This is a genomic window from Streptomyces sp. MMBL 11-1 (genome assembly GCF_028622875.1).
GTDB lineage: Bacteria > Actinomycetota > Actinomycetes > Streptomycetales > Streptomycetaceae > Streptomyces.
Genome location: NZ_CP117709.1, coordinates 5,226,887 through 5,245,745 on the forward strand (window position 1 = coordinate 5,226,887; position 18,859 = coordinate 5,245,745).

At 68.8% G+C, this 18,859-nt stretch carries 15 protein-coding genes and 2 pseudogenes; 5 read left to right on the top strand and 12 right to left on the bottom strand.

What is annotated here, in order from left to right; all coding sequences use genetic code 11:
- Positions 1–6: 6 nt before the first annotated feature.
- The gene (locus PSQ21_RS23490) at positions 7–1,215 is read right to left on the bottom strand and encodes a DUF4190 domain-containing protein (RefSeq protein WP_274032734.1); all 1,209 of its coding nucleotides are present in this window, start codon (positions 1,213–1,215) and stop codon (positions 7–9) included.
- Between the two features lie 108 nt (positions 1,216–1,323).
- Here PSQ21_RS23490 and PSQ21_RS23495 point away from each other — a divergent pair.
- Both PSQ21_RS23495 and PSQ21_RS23500 read left to right on the top strand, forming a co-directional pair.
- Positions 1,324–1,482 (top strand): annotated as a pseudogene (locus tag PSQ21_RS23495) (DUF255 domain-containing protein); the annotation flags it as partial.
- A gap of 57 nt (positions 1,483–1,539) precedes the next feature.
- Entirely contained in the window at positions 1,540–1,686 is a 147-nt protein-coding gene (locus tag PSQ21_RS23500; RefSeq protein ID WP_274032736.1) for a hypothetical protein, read from the top strand.
- 277 nt (positions 1,687–1,963) lie between these two features.
- On the opposite strand, the pseudogene PSQ21_RS23505 reads toward PSQ21_RS23500, so the two are convergent.
- Positions 1,964–2,762 (bottom strand): annotated as a pseudogene (locus tag PSQ21_RS23505) (IS5 family transposase).
- Positions 2,763–2,966: 204 nt separating this feature from the next.
- On the opposite strand from PSQ21_RS23505, the gene PSQ21_RS23510 reads away from it, so the two are divergent.
- Positions 2,967–3,827: a hypothetical protein gene (locus PSQ21_RS23510; RefSeq protein WP_274032738.1), complete on the top strand. Its 861-nt coding sequence runs from the start codon at positions 2,967–2,969 to the stop codon at positions 3,825–3,827.
- A gap of 16 nt (positions 3,828–3,843) precedes the next feature.
- Here PSQ21_RS23510 and PSQ21_RS23515 read toward each other — a convergent pair whose 3' ends face one another.
- The 3 genes from PSQ21_RS23515 to PSQ21_RS23525 all read right to left on the bottom strand — a co-directional run bounded on the left by PSQ21_RS23515 (position 3,844) and on the right by PSQ21_RS23525 (position 6,638).
- Entirely contained in the window at positions 3,844–4,710 is an 867-nt protein-coding gene (locus tag PSQ21_RS23515; RefSeq protein WP_274032739.1) for a TIR domain-containing protein, read from the bottom strand.
- Positions 4,711–4,756: 46 nt separating this feature from the next.
- Positions 4,757–5,311: a hypothetical protein gene (locus tag PSQ21_RS23520; protein ID WP_274032740.1), complete on the bottom strand. Its 555-nt coding sequence runs from the start codon at positions 5,309–5,311 to the stop codon at positions 4,757–4,759.
- A 760-nt stretch (positions 5,312–6,071) separates the two neighbouring features.
- Positions 6,072–6,638, bottom strand: coding sequence for a Uma2 family endonuclease (locus PSQ21_RS23525; RefSeq protein WP_274032742.1), 567 nt, complete (start codon positions 6,636–6,638; stop codon positions 6,072–6,074).
- A gap of 197 nt (positions 6,639–6,835) precedes the next feature.
- Between PSQ21_RS23525 and PSQ21_RS23530 the strand changes: the two genes are divergently transcribed.
- The gene (locus tag PSQ21_RS23530) at positions 6,836–8,854 is read left to right on the top strand and encodes a thioredoxin domain-containing protein (RefSeq protein ID WP_274032743.1); all 2,019 of its coding nucleotides are present in this window, start codon (positions 6,836–6,838) and stop codon (positions 8,852–8,854) included.
- A gap of 67 nt (positions 8,855–8,921) precedes the next feature.
- On the opposite strand, the gene trhA is transcribed toward PSQ21_RS23530, so the two are convergent.
- Positions 8,922–9,614, bottom strand: a complete 693-nt coding sequence (gene trhA, locus PSQ21_RS23535) for a PAQR family membrane homeostasis protein TrhA (RefSeq protein WP_274032745.1) — start codon at positions 9,612–9,614, stop codon at positions 8,922–8,924.
- Positions 9,615–9,836: 222 nt separating this feature from the next.
- On the opposite strand from trhA, the gene PSQ21_RS23540 reads away from it, so the two are divergent.
- Entirely contained in the window at positions 9,837–11,660 is a 1,824-nt protein-coding gene (locus PSQ21_RS23540) for a phosphoenolpyruvate carboxykinase (GTP) (protein WP_274032747.1), read from the top strand.
- A gap of 268 nt (positions 11,661–11,928) precedes the next feature.
- Here PSQ21_RS23540 and PSQ21_RS23545 read toward each other — a convergent pair whose 3' ends face one another.
- The 6 genes from PSQ21_RS23545 to PSQ21_RS23570 form a co-directional block, all read right to left on the bottom strand.
- Entirely contained in the window at positions 11,929–12,564 is a 636-nt protein-coding gene (locus PSQ21_RS23545; RefSeq protein WP_274035899.1) for a hypothetical protein, read from the bottom strand.
- Between the two features lie 82 nt (positions 12,565–12,646).
- Entirely contained in the window at positions 12,647–14,455 is a 1,809-nt protein-coding gene (locus PSQ21_RS23550; RefSeq protein ID WP_274032748.1) for a vWA domain-containing protein, read from the bottom strand.
- Positions 14,452–15,777 carry a toxic anion resistance protein gene (locus PSQ21_RS23555; protein ID WP_274032749.1) on the bottom strand — a complete coding sequence of 442 codons (1,326 nt, stop codon included), beginning with the start codon at positions 15,775–15,777 and terminating at the stop codon, positions 14,452–14,454. The genes PSQ21_RS23550 and PSQ21_RS23555 overlap by 4 nt, the downstream gene beginning before the upstream one ends.
- 92 nt (positions 15,778–15,869) lie before the next feature.
- On the bottom strand, positions 15,870–16,997 hold the full coding sequence (locus PSQ21_RS23560; protein ID WP_274032750.1) for a hypothetical protein: 1,128 nt from the start codon (positions 16,995–16,997) through the stop codon (positions 15,870–15,872).
- 118 nt (positions 16,998–17,115) lie between these two features.
- A complete protein-coding gene (locus PSQ21_RS23565) occupies positions 17,116–17,523 on the bottom strand; it encodes an SCO4983 family protein (protein ID WP_274032751.1) in 408 nt (135 codons plus the stop codon).
- Positions 17,524–17,604: 81 nt separating this feature from the next.
- Entirely contained in the window at positions 17,605–18,816 is a 1,212-nt protein-coding gene (locus PSQ21_RS23570) for a pyridoxal phosphate-dependent aminotransferase (protein ID WP_274032753.1), read from the bottom strand.
- Between the last annotated feature and the right edge of the window lie 43 nt (positions 18,817–18,859).

The window sequence follows — 18,859 nt, forward strand, 5'->3', positions numbered from 1 at the left end:
GAAGGCTCATGGCTGCTGCTCCTCGCCGTCCCCCTCCTCGTCCTCCACCGGCAGCCCCAGGGCGAGCCGGGCCTCCCACTCCTCCCCGGACTCGTCCTCGTCGCCGTTGTAGTCCCAGCGCTCGCCGAACTCCGCCAGGGAGGGGGCCCTCGATGCGGACCGGTGGATGCCGGAGAGGGCGTCGAGCCGGTTGGCGAGCGCGGTGACCGGGCCGCGTGCCCGCGCCGGGAGGCCGTCGATCGCGCGCAGTAGCATCGCCGACTCGGCCCCGCCTTCCGCCATCCGTTCGGCCCACGCGGTGGCCGCGGCGAGGTCGGTGTCCACCTGCTCGGGGACACGGAACCAGGCCTCGGCCGAGGGCCGCATCGCCTTCAGGTAGGCCAGTTGACCGGCGTCCCACGCGCCGGGGTCCTGCCGCAACGAAGCCTCCGGCAGGCCGGTCTCCGCTCCCAGCCAGCACCGCACAGTCCGGTCCCCGCCGGTCCCGCTGACCGACTCCGGGTAGAAGAAGGAGAATTCGACGGCCGGAAGGGTCCAGGTGTCCGGTGCGAAGTCGTGGAACAGGGGCGCGCAGCCCTCGTAGGCCTGCGCGACGATGGTGGCGGTGTCGGAGATGGCGTGGTCGCCCCTCAGCCGGAACGTTCCGTACACCTCGGCCGGATGAGGCCCGTCGCACGGCACGATCTCGACGGACGGGTCCGTCATCCGCAGGTCCTCGCCCTCCTGGGTGGAGAACAGCCCGCCCGCCGGTGCGAAGCAGTCCCCGGCCTTCAGGTCGAACAGCGTGCCCGCCTTCGTGTCCCGGGGGCCGAGGAGGCCCCCGCCCTCCTCCGCCCAGGCGTCGAACCGTGCCCCGCCGACCACCAGCAGCAGGGTGGCCACCGCGACCACCGCCCCGCCGACGGCCGTCCCGGCAACGGCCAGCCCCTTGCCGCGTTTGCTGTTGCCGGGGATCCGCACCAGCGCGACGATCCCGAGGATCAGCCCCAGCGGCGCGAGGCAGATCAGCAGCGACAGAACGAGCGAGGCGACGGCGAGGCCGCTGAGCGGAACCGGGGATGCCGGAGGGCCGGGCGGGCCGGCCGCGGGCGGGGCGGAGGGGCCGGAGGACAGTGAGGAAGGCGGCGGCACGGTCAGGGCCTGTGCCCTTTCGTCGGGGTAGGCAGCGCAGGAGTCCGTGTGGGGCCGGAGTGCCCGCACGTTAGCAGCGCGCACCTCCGCACCTCCGCACCTGTGTCCACCTGTCCCCCTACCACCGCATGTTCACGTCCGCGGCCCGTGGCGCGCGGGTGTCGCGGAGGAGGGTGCGCGAGGATTGGGTCCATGGCCAACCGACTTGCGCAGACCACCTCCCCGTACCTTCTCCAGCACGCCGACAATCCCGTCGACTGGTGGCCCTGGTCGCCCGAGGCGTTCGAGGAGGCGAGGAAGCGGGATGTGCCGGTGCTGCTCAGCGTCGGGTACGCGAGCTGCCACTGGTGTCAATGTACTTACACAACCAGGTAGTCCTGCCCTGGGGCGTTGCCAGAAGGTAGTCACATGGACACGTGCGATCAGCAGCTGGACGCAAGCATCAACGCTTGGGTAGAGGCCGAGTTGGACGTCTCGCCCGAGTGGGGGCCAGAGAAGTACACCACCATCCGCCAGCTCCTGGAGGACAGCACACCCGCTGTCGCTGCCGAGTAGTAGCGGCACGGAGCCGTAGACTGCGGCCCGCGCGCACGGCACCACTCGGGCTGGGGCACTTTTCGTGGTCGCGACTGTGTGAGCCCGGGGTGGTTCAGCCGGGGGTCGGGCTTCCCGCAGAGCTGGTCAGCCCGACCGGCAGCGCTCCACCACGCGCAGGCCGTCGCACCGCCTGGCTGAGAGTAGCCGCCTCTTTGTGCTGCAACAGACGGCACTGCGCTGCGTCTGGCCGGTAGTCTTCCCAAGCTAACTGCCGCTGCGGAGGGGATGGTTGCCATCAAAGAGTCATCTCATTTGGCGAGCCTGAGGCGGGAGATGAGGGGCAGGCGATACTGGTAAAGGCGAGGAAGTGATCAGCCTTGCGTTCGTAGCGTCGGTGGAGGCGGCGGCAGTCGGCGAGTCAGGCCACGGTGCGCTCCACGGTCCAGCGGTGGCGGGCCAGCCGTTGCGAGGGCTCGGCTCCCTTGCGGGCGATGCCGCCTTCACGTCACCATCGCCGCAGGTGGGTGTAGTTGTAGTCCTTGCCGGCGTGAAGTTTGCCGGGATAACGTCGTCGTCGGCTGCGGCGCGAGCGGATGGGCGGGATGCCCTTCACGAGCAGGATCAGGGCCTGGCTGTCGTGCAGGTTGGCCCCGGAGATGCCGACGGATACGGGCACCTGATCGTTCCGCGATCAGGTGGATCCTCGAGCCGTACTTGCCCCGGTCGACAGGTTTCGGGCCTGTCAGGTCCCCCTTTTCAGGGCCCGCATGTTCACCGAGTTGATCGCGCAGCGCGAGTCCATCTCGCCTCGGGCGCCGAGTTCGTCGGGACCAGGCGGTGGAGCTTGGCCCAGACCCTGGCCTTCGACCACTTCGAGAACCGCCGGAGGGCGGCCGCCCAGGACGGGCCGAACGACGCCGAAGGTAACTGCTGCCAGGTACAACCCGACGTAGTTACGAGGACGATTACGGCCAGCACCTCCCGGTCGCCGTGTCGACGCCCCCGCCCTGCGGCCGCGACGGCGCCTCCGGCACCACCCGCTGGAACAGTTCCCACAACTCGTCCGTCACCAGCCGCTCAACGGTCCCCACCATGACTCACAGACCACCGAGTCCCCCAAATGCGATGACTTCTTAGCATTCTAGAAAATTGCCGCATCGGACAGGAAGCGTTTCGTTCAGTGGCTTTCCACTGAAGTGAACTTGGCTGCAGCGATCGATTTTTGAATGTAAACGTTCATCATCGATCAATCTACCTGTTCGGTGACGTTTCGTAGTCAAGTCCAGTAGGCTTTTGGAATGGTCATCGATAGCGGGTTTCCTCTGGATGCGCCCACGCCCCGTCTCGTTCAAATCACTCCAGGGATGGCGGAGATCCTGCTGTCCCGAACAGTAGTAAATCGTCGCTTGGACTGGGGGCAAGTAGATTTCTTGGCTGATTCAATTATCCGCGGAGAGTGGCAGTTGACGCACCAGGGAATTGCCCTCGACGGGCCTCTTGATACTGGATTTCTACTTGACGGGCAGCACCGATTGAATGCCGTCATCAAGGCCGGCGTCGCAGTGTGGATTTACGTTTTTGAAGGACTTCCGAGAACGGCCTTTCCTGTCCTGGATACCGGGAAGCGTCGAAGCGGTGTGGACACTCTTTCTTCCACCGGTGAGAAGTATCTCCCCGTGCTTTACTCCACGATTCGTCACGTCATTCTGTTTAAAAACATGCCAGATTCCTCATGGAGTGGCAATGGGGCTCGAATCGCGAACGGTCGGATTCTTGCGGCCTATAACGAGGATAGCGGAATGTATCGAGATGCAGTGGCGATGGGCCGTGAGATTTCTAAGCATGTATTTGCTAGTCAAACTGGAATGGCGGTGGGATATTTTGTCACGACTGAGGCGGCTCCTGCAGTGAAGGCGGAAAGTTGGATTGACGGACTAACCTCAGGTGCAAACCTTGAAGTTGGAGATCCGCGGCTCGCTCTGACCAAGGTCCCTCATATGAAGAAGAGGGGTGCCAAGCGTCGATATACCATGCGTGAGCAAGTGGCAATTTACATTAAAGCGTGGAATGCGTGGGTTCAGGAAGAGAAGATCGAGAAACTGAATTTCAAGAAGACAGAGAACATGCCGATGCCTGTAGAAGAGAAGTTCGACCGATGAATCGATGGCGCGCACACTAAGGTAGGCCGGCGCTGCTGCGGAATAGTGCGTCCCCTGACTCGTTCATTACGACCACAGGTCTGCTTAGAGACTTGGCCAAACGTTCAATGAAAGCGCGTGACAAGAATGCGCTACCGTCTGTCGGGTGTCGTGCAGTAATACTCACCTCAGTATTTCCCCATGAGGACTTAGTTACCCGCCATCCGATTTTCGTAAATGATGCCAGGATGAACTCATCTTCGCTGATGCGTCGGCTGCGCGACAGCTTTTCTTCTGCTTGATTCACTTCCCCTTCTAGGCTCACTCCACGGTATTCTAGTTTTCGAACCAGCAGTAGAATTTCCTCAAGCATCTCCGCCTCGGACCGTTCAGCTGTATTTCGCACACCTCCTGGGAGGAGTACTTTTTGGGCCTCCTGGAGGGCGCTTTCCAATTCGGGCCAACTTCGCGTGAATGATCGTTCAAGACGATCCTCAGAAACCGTTCGCCCGGATGATGCCTTGTTCAGGTCGCCAATGAGCTTCCGGACGTCTTGCCGATTTCCCCCTACGGTTGCCTGGAACTTGGATAGCGGTCCGGTTAGGTCTGTAATCTTCATACCGATGAGGAACGGGGTGACACGTGCAATCTCAAATTGTTTTGCAAGTGCCCCTGCTTCGAAGTTGATCCACGTCGATGCTTTGTTCTCGGGAGTCACGCAAATAATCCCGAAATCCGTTGCGGCAAGTTCGTGGGCGAGCTCATCCATTCCCCTACCGCCTTTGGCGATGTCTTGACTTGAGACCCATGGATCAATCTCTTGGATAACATCCGGAAGCCAGCGCTTGAGAGCTTCGGCAACTTTCCTGGAGCGCTCTCCGGACCAACTCAAGAACACTTTCATGAGGGAGCTCTTCTCTTCAGCCACTCACTGTCAAAGGGCCAAGTTGTCATGGGCGTCGGTTTGATTTCAGTAGTTCCTCTTGCTCGACTTTGAGCGTGATGTAAGATTCGCGCACGTACGATAGAAAACCGCTTCCCGGGTGACGGATCAACGTAGAATCGTTGACGGCAACGGTTTCCCAGTCGGCCAATAGGGCATCGTAGGTCGCTGCATGGGCGCAGAAGTCAAGTACCACTGACGGCATCTCTCTTTCAATAATGAGATCTCCGCGAGTGGTGACGATTTCTCTTATCTGTTGGGCCCTTGGGGCGAATACCGTCTTAACCCACACGTGCCAACGCGTCGACACCGACTCGGTCAGCGAGCGCTCTGGCGATTCTTCCGGATCGAGTGGAAAGTATGTGCTGCGATATTCTCTCCATGCTCTTTCGTTAGTTTCCGCCAAAACGAGAAGCGGGCCGTATAGGTCTTTTAGCTGGCTACTAACCCAATTGATCCGTTCCTTTCTGAGAGACCTGCGAACTTCACCTCGGTGATCCATCCAGAAGACCATAATCGCGATTGCGACACCGGCTCCAGCTGTCACGATTGATGCGTACATCCGTGTCCTCCATGGTGTAGTCCGCAAGATATCCAGGCGAAGCCGACAGTAAACCTCTTCGTCAATGGAATTATTGTAATTTTATCTGCATTTCTGGGGTCGTGGAATTGATTACTGCGGCCGATGGTGAATTGCTTCCAAGCGGCTTCCGGGATATGAAATGTCCAGATTTCTGTTTCCCATCGACCCCTCACCGGCCGCGTTGCTGGTGGCCCCCATGTGTCGTGCGGTGCTCCCTTGTGCAGCGCCTGTGCTGTCCGGCCGCAGTCGACCGCTCGTGTGCTGGTGGAGCTGGTCCAGATCCTGGCTGCCGCGCATGCGACGTCTTTGCCGAGCGCCCAGGATTATCTTGCTGCTTCCTGCAGTGATGCCTCCGGCCGTCATCTGGGATGCGCAAGTACGTGATCAGGGAGGCTGTGTGGGAATGAAGGTGGGTAATCTCGTCCAGTGGTGCGAGGCCGATGATCTCACCATGAAAGTCAAGGTCGCTCGCACATGTATTTACCCTCAAAGAGGCACGCTCCGTGACTACGGGCGCTTCGACGTGTATCTAGCCCGGGAAATCCCATGAGCAGGGTGGAGTCTGCTAGAAGCCTGTCGACGGCGGCCTAAGCCTCAGGGGTTGGCGGACGCAGGGGAGGGGCGTCGTCCGGGATTGCATAGGTGATCAGTACCGTGACCACCACGGTCCGGTCCGCCGTCAGTCGCGGCACCACCCTGAGGCGAGAAGCGCCGATGCAGACGTGAGCTCTTTCCCCTCTCAGGCGGTTCCGAGGTCGACAGAGACGGGGAACGGAGCGGCAGTCCTGATCGCGCCGGTGAACATTTCGCCGTCCCTATAGGCCTTGGTGGCGGGGTCGAGGACGTAGGTGTAGACGATCGGAACGCCAGTAGCGGCCTGTTCGATGCGCCAGTAGAAGGGGATGCCGGCCTTGGCGTACTGGTCCACCTTCACGATCCGGTCAGTGGTCTCCGAACCGGGCGACACGACCTCGACGACCAGGAGCACGTGCTCGGGGCGGGTGGGTGTGAGATCGATGGTTTCCGCCCGGTAGACGGTGACGTCCGGGCGGCGGTTGGTGAGTGGAACGTCCTGCAGGCGGACGTCGAAGTCCGTGTCTGCGTTCCAGTCCGGGCCCGCGGCGGCGTCCAGGGCATTGGCCAGGATCCGAGCCAGCCGGTTGTGCCGCTTGGAGGCGCTCGGGCTCACGACGACCATCCCGTCCACGATCTCGATGCCGGCGCACTGCTCCTCGGACCAGGAGTCGTACTGCTCCGCGCTGATCTGCATGTGCATCCACGCGGGCGCCACCATCTCGGCGGACATGGTGTACCTCCTTCGAGGAGCCTCGGCAGGTCCGGTTCTGCTGCGCCCAGCCTACTGTTCCGAGGTGCTGGGCTGCCCGGCCTGGAGGGGGATCGAGGAGCCCACCACGTGATGGCGCACAAGTGCAATTCGGCCAAGTGAGGTGTGCTCGTCAGTGCTTCACCGGCCGTGTCAGGCGCTGTGAGAGGCTGGGCCGTATGAACCGGTTGGCTGGTGTGACCTCGCCTTATCTGCTTCAGCATGCTGACAACCCGGTCGACTGGTGGCCGTGGGGACCCGAGGCGTTCGAGGAAGCGAAACGGCGCGACGTACCCGTTCTGCTGTCGGTCGGCTACTCCGCGTGCCACTGGTGTCATGTGATGGCCCACGAGTCGTTCGAGGACGAGACCGTCGCCGCCTACCTCAACGCGCACTTCGTGTCGGTGAAGGTCGACCGGGAGGAGCGGCCCGATGTCGACGCCGTGTACATGGAGGCCGTCCAGGCGGCCACCGGGCACGGCGGGTGGCCGATGACCGTCTTTCTCACTGCGGACGCCGAACCCTTCTACTTCGGGACCTACTTCCCGCCCGAGGCCCGGCACGGTTCGCCCTCCTTCCAGCAGGTCCTGGAAGGCGTGACGGCCGCCTGGACCGGCCGGCGCGAGGAGGTCGCCGAGGTCGCCGGGCGGATCGTCGCGGATCTGGCGGGGCGTTCGCTGGTGCACGGTGGCGACGGGGTGCCGGGGGAGCAGGAGACCGCGCAGGCGCTGCTCGGGCTGACCCGGGAGTACGACGAGCAGCACGGGGGATTCGGGGGCGCGCCCAAGTTCCCGCCGTCCATGGCGGTGGAGTTCCTGCTGCGTCACTACGCCCGTACGGGTTCGGAGGGGGCCCTCCAGATGGCCGCCGACACCTGCTCGGCCATGGCTCGTGGCGGGATCTACGACCAGCTCGGCGGGGGCTTCGCGCGGTACTCCGTGGACCGGGAGTGGGTGGTGCCGCACTTCGAGAAGATGCTCTACGACAACGCCCTGCTCTGCCGCGTGTACGCCCATCTGTGGCGTGCCACCGGGTCGGACGAGGCCCGTCGGATCGCTCTGGAGACCGCCGACTTCATGGTGCGGGAGCTGCGGACCGCCGAGGGCGGCTTCGCCTCCGCGCTGGACGCGGACAGCGAGGACGCCGACGGACGGCATGTCGAGGGCGCCTATTACGTGTGGACGCCCGCGCAGTTGCGTGAGGTGCTGGGCGAGGACGACGGCGCCTTCGCCGCCGCGTACTTCGGGGTGACGGAGGAGGGGACGTTCGAGGAGGGGGCCTCCGTGCTCCGGCTGCCGGGGGACACGGGGCCCGTGGACGCCGTCCGGGTCGCGGACGTACGGGCCCGGCTGCTGGCGGCCCGCGCGGAGCGGCCGCGCCCGGGGCGGGACGACAAGGTGGTCGCCGCCTGGAACGGGCTCGCCATCGCCGCGCTCGCCGAGACCGGCGCGTACTTCGACCGGCCGGACCTGGTGGAGCGGGCCACCGAGGCCGCCGATCTGCTGGTCCGGGTGCATCTGGGCGAGGTGGCCCGGCTGACCCGTACCTCCAAGGACGGGCGCGCGGGCGACAACGCCGGGGTGCTGGAGGACTACGGCGACGTGGCCGAGGGCTTCCTCGCGCTGGCGGCCGTGACGGGGGAGGGGGCCTGGCTGGAGTTCGCCGGGTTTCTGCTGGACATCGTGCTGGAGCAGTTCACAGGCGAGGGCGGGCAGCTGTATGACACCGCTCATGACGCCGAGCAGCTGATCCGCCGGCCGCAGGATCCGACGGACAGCGCCACCCCGTCCGGCTGGACCGCGGCGGCCGGCGCGCTGCTCTCGTACGCCGCGTACACCGGGTCCGAGGCCCACCGGACCGCCGCCGAAGGGGCGCTCGGTGTGGTGAAGGCGCTGGGGCCGCGCGTGCCCCGGTTCGTCGGCTGGGGTCTCGCGGTGGCCGAGGCGCTGCTGGACGGGCCCCGTGAGGTCGCCGTCGCCGGGCCGGTCGGCGGGGAGCTGCACCGTACGGCGCTGCTGGGGCGGGCCCCGGGCGCGGTGGTCGCGGCCGGGGAGGGCCCGGGAGCGGGGACCGAGTTCCCGCTGCTGGTGGACCGGCCGCTGGTGGGCGGGGAGCCGACCGCGTACGTCTGCCGCCACTTCGTGTGCGACGCGCCGACGACGGACGCGGGGGAGTTGGCGGCCAAGCTCGGCGGGTGAGGGCCGCACAGGGGTGAGGGGCCGGTCGTCTCGTGCGGCCGGCCCCTCGTGCGTAACCCCTCAGCGCTCACCCGTGCTGGTACGCCACCAGCGAGATGCCCACGTAGTGCGCGATGAACGCGGCCAGCGTCAGCGAGTGGAAGACCTCGTGGAAGCCGAACCAGCGCGGCGACGGGTTCGGCTTCTTGATCCCGTAGATCACACCGCCCGCGCTGTACAGCAGACCGCCGACCACGACGAGGACCAGGACCGCGATGCCGCCGGTCCGCATGAAGTCGGGCAGGAAGAAGACCGCCGCCCAGCCCATCGCGATGTAGCACGGGGTGTAGAGCCAGCGCGGCGCGCCGACCCAGAACACCCGGAAGGCGATGCCCGCCGCCGCGGCCGCCCAGACCGCCCACAGCAGGGGCCGGGCGGTGGACTCGGGGAGCAGGAGCAGCGTCAGCGGGGTGTAGGTGCCCGCGATGATCAGGAAGATGTTCGCGTGGTCCAGGCGGCGGAGCACCGCCTCTCCGCGCGGCCCCCAGGTGCCGCGGTGGTAGACCGCGCTGACACCGAACAGCAGACAGGCGCTGAGGATGTAGACGCCGCAGGCTATCCGGCCCATCGTGCTGTCGGTCAGGGCGATCAGGGTGATGCCGGCGATCACCACCGCCGGGAACATCCCGGCGTGCAGCCAGCCGCGCATCCGTGGTTTGACGGGGACGGGGTCGAGTACGACGGGGCCCGGGGGCGCGGCGCTAGCGGCGTCGTCAGTCATGTCCGCATGCTACCTACGCCACCGTAAGTAGCGGATTTGGGGCGCAAATGAGTGGCGATGCTCACGTGTGAGCCCCCCTGGACATATGGGCGGAACAGCCGGATGATCAAATGAGTGCAGTCGGCACCGGATGAGCGCCAGGGGAATTCGAAGGGACGAAGCATCCGGGTCGCAGCCCCCACGGGGCCTTAAGACAACTGACACCCTCAACTAGGAGCGATCGTGGCGCGCGACATCGCGGCTCCCCTCACCGTCCCCACCCACCACCAGGAGCTGGTCTCCTGGGTCGACGAGATCGCAGCGATCACCCAGCCGGACCGGGTGGTCTGGTGCGACGGCTCCGAGGCCGAGTACGAGCGCCTGTGCGGGGAGCTCGTGGCCAAGGGCACGTTCACCAAGCTGGACGAGACCAAGCGGCCGAACTCGTACTACGCCGCGTCCGACCCGAGCGATGTCGCCCGCGTCGAGGACCGTACGTTCATCTGCTCCAAGGAGGAGAAGGACGCGGGTCCGACCAATCACTGGAAGGACCCCGCCGAGATGCGGGAGATCTTCACCGGTGCGGACGGTGTCTTCCGTGGGTCCATGCGCGGGCGGACCATGTACGTCGTGCCCTTCTGCATGGGGCCCGTCGGCTCGCCGCTCTCCGCCATCGGCGTCGAGATCACCGACTCCGCGTACGTCGCCGTCTCCATGCGCACCATGACCCGCATGGGCCAGGCCGTCCTGGACGAGCTGGGCACCGACGGGTTCTTCGTGAAGGCCGTCCACACCCTGGGCGCTCCCCTGGAGGAGGGCCAGGAGGACGTCCCGTGGCCCTGCAACACCACCAAGTACATCTCGCACTTCCCCGAGGACCGCGAGATCTGGTCGTACGGCTCCGGCTACGGCGGCAACGCCCTGCTCGGCAAGAAGTGCTACGCCCTGCGCATCGCGTCCGTCATGGCCCGCGACGAGGGCTGGCTCGCCGAGCACATGCTCATCCTGAAGCTCACGCCGCCGCGCGGGGAGTCGAAGTACGTCGCCGCAGCTTTCCCCTCGGCCTGCGGCAAGACCAACCTCGCCATGCTGGAGCCCACCATCCCCGGCTGGACCGTGGAGACCATCGGCGACGACATCGCCTGGATGCGGTTCGGCGAGGACGGCCGCCTCTACGCGATCAACCCCGAGGCCGGCTTCTTCGGCGTCGCGCCCGGCACCGGCGAGCACACCAACGCCAACGCCATGAAGACCATGTGGGGCAACTCCGTCTTCACCAACGTCGCGCTCACCGACGACGGCGACGTCTGGTGGGAGGGCATGACCGAGGAGGCGCCCGCGCACCTCACCGACTGGAAGGGCAACGACTGGACCCCCGAGTCCGGCACGCCCGCCGCCCACCCCAACGCCCGCTTCACCGTCCCCGCCGGGCAGTGCCCGATCATCGCGCCCGAGTGGGAGGACCCCAAGGGCGTGCCGATCTCCGCGATCCTCTTCGGTGGCCGCCGCGCCTCCGCCGTCCCGCTGGTCACCGAGTCCTTCGACTGGCAGCACGGCGTCTTCCTCGGGGCCAACGTCGCCTCCGAGAAGACCGCCGCCGCCGAGGGCAAGGTCGGCGAGCTGCGCCGCGACCCGTTCGCCATGCTGCCGTTCTGCGGCTACAACATGGGCGACTACATGAACCACTGGGTCAAGGTCGGTGCCGACAAGGACCAGGCCAAGCTGCCGAAGATCTACTACGTGAACTGGTTCCGCAAGAACGACGCGGGCAAGTTCGTCTGGCCCGGCTTCGGCGAGAACAGCCGCGTCCTGAAGTGGATCGTGGAGCGCCTGGAGGGCAAGGGCGAGGGCGTCGAGTCCCCGATCGGCATCCTGCCGGCCAAGGGCGCGCTCGACACCGAGGGCCTGGACCTCTCCGAGGCCGACCTCGACTTCCTGCTCACGGTCGACAAGAAGGTCTGGCGCGAGGAGGCCGCCCTGGTCCCCGAGCACCTCAACACCTTCGGCGACCACACGCCGAAGGAGCTGTGGGACGAGTACCACGCGCTGGTGAAGCGCCTGGGCTGAGCCCCGGGGCTCCGCCTGGGCCGGGCCGCCCCGGGCTCCGCCTGGGCCGAGCGCCACGCTCCGCCTGGGCCGGGCCGCCCCGGGCTCCCGCTGGCCCCGGGGCTCCTGCTGGCCCCGGGCTCCCGCTGAACCCCGCGGCCGGGTCCGTCGGACATCCGCCCTGACCTGTGGGGCCGAACGACCCGCCGCGGTACGGGGCCTGTCCTCGCCGACAGCCCCGGAGGGCCTGTCCCCGACCAAGGACACCCTCCCGGCCCCCGGAACCCCCTCACGGTTCCGGGGGCCGCTCCTTCCCGGCGGGAGGCGTGCGCCGCAGACCGCCGCCCACGCCCCCGCCCCGGTCCTCCAGATACCTCGTGTGGGACCGCTGGCGCAGCTCCTCCGCCTCCCGCAACCCGTCCACCAGCTCCTGCGCCTCCCCGTGCAGCAGCGCCACCTGCCGCTCCAGCTCCTCCTCCGGAGCCCGCGCGCCCGGCGCGAGCCGCGTCCACCACCGGGTCCGCAGATACGCGTCGACGGACTCCGGAACGTCCCGGCGCACCGCCCGCGCCACCACGTGCACGCCCTCCGGATCGTCCGCCAGCGCCTCGGAGACCCAGCCGGGGGCCAGCAGCCCGTCCAGCAGGCCGGTCAGCGCGGCGAGCCGCTCCGTCGCGGCGGCCGGCAGGTCCACCCGGTCCAGATACGCCCGCAGGGTCACGAGGTCGGCCCGCAGTCCGTCCAGCCGGGACGACGGGTCCTCGAACGCCGGGGCGGGCGGCCGGCCCGGCGCGGCGAGCAGCGCGCCCGCCCCGTACAGCCCGCCGACCACCACCGGCCAGTACGCCCCGGCGAACCCGGCGAAGGTGAGGGCGAGACCGCCGAGGGCCGCGGCGCTGCCGGTCAGATTCCGGGCCGACTCCAGATAGCCGACGACCCGGGCCGCCGCGGACCGGCCTCCGCCCCGGCCTCTGCCGGCTGCCGCCGGTCCCTCTCCGGCCTGCTTTCTACTGGTAGCCACGGATCTCCTCGAACGCCCCGTCCAGCGAACCGGGGCCCTCCTCCTCCGTCCCGTCGAAGAGCCGGCCGCCGGTCAGCGCCGCGATCGAGGCCAGCTCCGAGCGGTCGGAGTCGCCGAACACGACCGGGAACACCGGGGTGACCCGGCGCGCGGCGGGCAGCGCCCGGTAGAACGCCGTGAACTCCGCCGCCGACCGGCCCGCCGTGTTCTCGCCGTCCGTCATCAGCACGATGGAGGTGAACACGGACTCGGTGTCCGGGCCGAGGTGGTCGTAGGCGGCGGCGAGCGACGAGTAGATCGCGGTGTCCCCCTCGGCCGTCAGCGCGGCGGCGTCCGCCCGGAGCGCCGCCGGGCCCGCCTTCGGGTCCGCCGGGTCGACCGTGTGCGTGCGGACCTGTTTGACGGTGGACCCGAACGGCAGCAGCGTGACCTGTTCGCGCTCCCGGAGGCCGCCGGTCAGCCCGTTCAGCGCGGACTTCAGCCGCGCCAGCCGCCCGCCCTTCATCGACCCGGAGGTGTCCAGCACGTACACGGTCCGCGACGGCCGCCTCAGCCGGTGCTCGTACGCGGCGAGCAGCCCGTCCGCGACCGACCGCGTACCGGGGAACGGCAGTTCGCGGCGCTGCTCGGGGGAGAGCGGATCGGCGGGGCGCGCGGCGGCGACGACCGGCCGGCGCAGGGTCCGTGCGGTGATCTCCCGCTGCGCCCCGGTGGACCGGAAGTGCTCCGCCAGGGCCCGTACGGCGTCCCGGGCGTCGGGCGTGGCCCCGGTGAGGGCGCTCAGCGGGTAGTCGGCGGTCACCACCCCGTCGCGGGGGCGGATCACCGTCAGCCCGGCACCGGTGTCCCGGTTCAGCGACAGCAGCACCGACTCGTAGTTGATCAGCGCGTCCACCGTGGAGCGCCGGGCGTACGCGGAGGCCAGCCAGCCCGAGGAGCCGGAGGTCAGCCGCTGCCCGGCGAAGAACTCCTTCAGCTTCGGCGCGGCCTCGCGGACGTCGGCGTCGGTGAGCGCCGCCTGCGCGCCGGAGAGCCCGGACGCCACCGAGATCAGTGCGGCGAAACCGGAGTTGGAGCGGCTCGGGTCGGTCATCCCGTACGTCAGGTCCCCGGCCGCGACCGCCCGGTGGACCTGCGCCCAGCTGACCGCCCCGGCGTCCCAGCCGAGCCGCCGCACCGTCGCGGGCCGCACTCCGAGGGCGACCGGGGAGGCCATCAGCGGGGTCTCGGACGCGATCCGGCGGGCTGCCTCCGGATCGAGGCGCAGATAGTCGTTGGACGACAGCCACACCGCGTCGAACGCCCCGTCCGCCTTCCCGGACGCCAGGCGCTCCACGGCGTCCAGCGTGCCTGCCCAGGTGGGCCGCACGGTGATCCCGGTCGCCTCGCGTGCCTTCTCCAACAGGGGCTTCATGTCCGCGAGTTCGCTGGACGCCAGCACGCGGACGGTCCCCGTGCGAGGCCGTCCGTCGTCACCGCCGCCCCGGCCGGCGTCCCGTTCGGCGCCCCGGTCCGTCGTGCAGGCGGCGAGCGGGGCGATCAGGGCGGCGGCCAGCAGCGGAAGGAAGGCGCGCCGGAGCCGGCGGCGGCCGGGCGTCGCGCGGGCGCCGGGCCGGGGGCGTTCGGCCGGGGCCCGCTTGGTCGGTGTGCGTCCGGTCGGTGTGCGTCCGGGCGGGGTCCGATCGGCCGGGGGCCTGTCGGCCTGGGTGCGTTCGGTCTGGGGCCTGTCGGCCCGGGGCCGCTCGGGTGGGGTGCGCTCGGCCCGGCGTACGGGCTCCGGGCGGCGGCTTCTCATGAGCGGCCCCCGTCCAGCGCGGAGTCGGCGGCCCGGCTGCGTTCCAACCGGGCTGCGGCCTCCTGGAGTTCGGCGGTCAGCGACTCCACGGTGGCGGCCATGGTCTCGGTCGCCCGCGTCTTGTACGTGTCGATGGCGTCGAGCGTCGCGTAGATCTGCCCGAAAGCGGTGCGCAGGGTCTCGACGCCGACCGCGGGGTCGGCGGCGATGCGCTGGATCTCCCCGCTCTGCGTGGCGAGCATCTCCGCGTTGCCCCGGATCAGGTCCTCGGTGGTCGAGCGCAGCACCTGTACCTGCTCGGTCACCCGGCGCTGGTTCTCCAGCGCCGAGGACAGCATCACCGCGATCCGCAGGGCGGACACGGTGGTGGTGGCCGCCCGGTCGACGCCCTTGATCAGCTCGTCGTTGTTGCGCCGCACGACGTCCATCGCCAGGTACCCCTGGGCGCAGACCGCGATCTGCGTCAGCAGGTCCTGGTGCTTCTGCCGCACGGGGAAGAGGACGTCGGCCCGCAGCGCGTCCGCCCGTACCGGATCGCCCGCCGCCTCGGCCTCCGCGATGCGCCGCTCCACGACACCGTCGAGGGCCTCGGTGAGCACCGCGTACTCCTGCAACGTGCCCATGGAGTCCCAGAGGCGGGTGCGCTCGGTGTGCAACGCGGCGTTTTCGCGCAGCAGTTCGTCCTGGCCGCCGCGGAGCGAACCGACGATCCGGTCGAGAGTCCCCCTGGCGGAGGCGTACTTCGCGACGTGGTCGCGCAGCCGGCGCCCGCCCGGCAGCCGGGACAGCAGCCGGCGGGCCCCGCGCCCCGGGGTGTCGCGCGGATCGAGGTCCTCCACCGTGCGGCGCAGCTCGACCAGCGAGGACCCCACCCGGGCCGAGGCGTCCCCCTCGCCGGACGCCAGCGCGCGGACGGTGCGGTCCAGCATCCGGTTGGACTGCTGGGCGGCGCCGCGGATGTCGCCCTGCCCGAGCGCGGCGATCTCGCCGACCCGCGCACCGAATGCGGGGGAGCGCGCGTCGAGCTCGGCGAGACCGTCGATGAACTCCTCGGCACGCCGGACCAGGTCGGCGCGCACGGCCTCCGCGACCGGGACGAGTCCGGTGGCCTGTTCGGCGCGTACGGGGGCGACGGGTGCGGGCGGGGTGAGCACGAGCGGGGTGGTCGGCGGGTCGAACGGCCGTCGGGGATCCTGGGGCCCGGCGTTCCGATGGCTGGCGTCTTGCGGTCCGGCGTTCTGCTGTCCGGCGTTCCGGGGGCTGGCGTCCTGGGGTCCGGCGTCATGACGCCCGGCGTTCCGGGCTCCGGCGTCCTGGGGCATGGTGGCGTCTCCTGTGCTGCGAGTGCGGGTCCGGAGCCGGGAACAGGCCCGGCTGCCGGGGCCGCGGGAACAGGGTGCGGGCGGGGGCGTTGTCAGCCGCGTGCCCGCCGTGCCATCGAGCGCAGCACCTCCGCGGTGGGCACGGGCGCCTGGCGTACGCCGGTCAGCCGCTGGTCGATGTAGGCGGTGTGGTCCGCGGTCGCGGCGATGAACTCGGCAGCCGCGCCCTGGGGCCGGAAGCCGTGCCGTACCGCCAGCTCCCGCAGCCCGGGGTCGGTGGAGAGCAGCTCGCCGAGTTCGCGGCCGTGGTCGGTCAGCGGTACGAGGGTGTGATCGCTGGACACCGTGGTGTCCGGGTAGAGGACGACGAGGTCGCCGATCTCCTGCCGCTGGCTGCGCATCAGGAGCGAGGCCACCTGTGACTCGTAGACCAGGACGAGGGGGTTGCCCACTCCGCTGATGAAGTCCCGGAACGGCGCGTCGCTGCTGGTCTGCTGCGCCCCCTGCACCTGGACGAGCTTGCGCATCAGGGGCCCGGTGCGCTCCACGGCCTTCGCGTCCGTGGCGACCCGGCCGTCGTCGGCGACGTACGAGGCGGCGGCGAGGTAGAGCGCGCCGGAGTTGGAGGTGACGGGGTCGGTGCTCGTGATGAACACCGTGCCGCTCAACTCGGCTTGCCCGGACGCGCCCTTGAGCTGCTGCCAGGTCCGGTCGTCCTCGGCCGCCGCCAGGTAGGGGCCCATGAGCAGCGTCCCCTGCGTGGTGAACTTCGACCCGCCGGGCGCCCGCAGCCGGGCCAGCCCGTTGGCCGCGAGGACCTCGGCCGCGTTGCGGTGGGCCACCACGACGAGCGGCGAGTAGAACGGCCGCAGCGGGCCGCCCTGGGCGTCGGCCCCCCGGCGCAGCTCATCGGCCGGGGCCTTGGAGCCGGGGAAGGCGAAGTCGTAGCCCTTCAGGGGCAGTCGGTCCATCGCCCAGGACCCGGAGGTCTCCGTCCGGACGGTGAACCCCTTGGCCGCGAGGGTCTTCACGGTGTCGGGGTCGGCGAAGAACTCGGCCTTCTCCGACCCGATCACTCCGCGCACGGTCTTCGCGGCCGTGCCGCTGGCCCCGCTGTCGCGGCCCAGGGCGACGGCCGCTGCCACACCGGCGATCAGCACGACCGCCAGGACGATTCCCACGATGCGTCTCACCCGCGCAGCGTGCTCGCGGAAACCCACATTCCGGGCCGAGTTGGGTGGACGGCAGATGAAGGGGCCATCCCAGAACGCAACGGCCCCGGTGGGCAGGGCCGTGGCACCCGGTCCGCCCGCCTCGCCGGCACGCGGACCGGGGCCGTCAGCGGGCGCCGACCAACTGCCCGGAGGGGGCGGGTCCGGCGGAGGCGGCGAGGGCCGCGGTGTGGGCGTCCATCCGTACCGCGGAGAGGATGGCGGCGGTCGTGTCCGCGCGGGACGCGGCCACCAGCAGGGCGCGGCCCGCGAGGGCGTGGGCGCGGCGGTGGAGGTCCGCGGGGGTGGCGTCGGTCAGACCGGCGTGCCGGGCGGGCGGAGCGCCGCGCAGCCGGGCCACCTGCTCGGCGATACGGTCGCCCGCCGCGGTGAGGCCCAGCTCGTCGGTGACCGCGAGGAGGGCGGCCAGATGCCCGGCGAGCTGGATGTCCAGCTCCTCCTCGCGGCTGCGGCGCGGAAAGTCCGCGTCGTCGGCCGGGGTGTGGACCGAGGGGCTGCGGATCGGCTCGTACATGGATGGCCTCCCGATGGTGCGTGGAACCATCCTACATTGGAATGAGTCTAAAGTTGTGCACGATCCGGATGGGTGATGGCTCTAAGGCTGTCCGTAACCGTCCAGGAAGGTGCCGATGCGGGTCACGGCGTCGGTCAGGTCCTCGACCGTCGGGAGTGTGACGATCCGGAAGTGATCGGGCTCGGGCCAGTTGAAGCCGGTGCCCTGCACGACCATGATCTTCTCGGCCCGCAGCAGGTCCAGCACCATCTGCCGGTCGTCCTTGATCTTGTAGACCTTGGGGTCGAGCCGGGGGAAGAGGTACAGCGCCCCCTTCGGTTTCACGCAGGTCACCCCGGGGATCGAGGTCAGCAGGTCGTACGCCGCGTCCCGCTGCTCCAGGATTCGGCCGCCCGGCAGCACCAGGTCCTGGATCGACTGCCGCCCGCCGAGCGCGGTGGCCACCGCGTGCTGCGAGGGCATGTTGGCGCAGAGCCGCATGTTGGCGAGGATCGTCAGCCCCTCGATGTACGAGGTGGCGTGCGCCTTCGGCCCGCAGACGGCCATCCAGCCGGAGCGGTAGCCCGCCACCCGGTAGTTCTTGGAGAGCCCGTTGAAGGTCAGCACCATGAGGTCCGGGGCCAGCGCCGCCGTCGGGGTGTGGGTCGCGCCGTCGTAGAGGATCCGGTCGTAGATCTCGTCGGAGCAGACGATCAGGTTGTGCCGCCGGGCGATCTCGGTGAGACCGCGCAGCATCGCGTCGTCGTACACCGCACCGGTCGGGTTGTTCGGGTTGATGATCACCAGGGCCTTGGTGCGGTCGGTGATCTTCCGCTCGACATCCGCGAGGTCCGGCATCCAGTCGGCCTGCTCGTCGCACCGGTAGTGCACGGCCGTCCCGCCCGCCAGCGAGACCGAGGCGGTCCACAGCGGATAGTCGGGAGCCGGTACGAGCACCTCGTCGCCGTCGTCCAGCAGCGCCTGCATCGACATCTGGATCAGCTCGGAGACGCCGTTGCCCAGGTAGATGTCCTCGACGTCGAGCTCGATGCCCTTGGTCTGGTAGTGCTGCATCACCGCGCGGCGCGCGGACAGCAGGCCCTTCGCGTCGCCGTAACCGTGCGCGCCCGCGACGTTGCGCAGGATGTCCTCGAGGATCTCCGGCGGGCACTCGAACCCGAACGCGGCGGGGTTGCCCGTGTTCAGCTTGAGGATGCGCTGACCGGCCGCTTCCAGCCGCATCGCCTCCTCCAGCACGGGACCCCGGATCTCGTAACAGACGTTGGAGAGCTTCGTGGACTGGATGACCTGCATGTCCGCGAGCTTACGGCGGCGTTTCGCGAGGTGCGCGGGGATT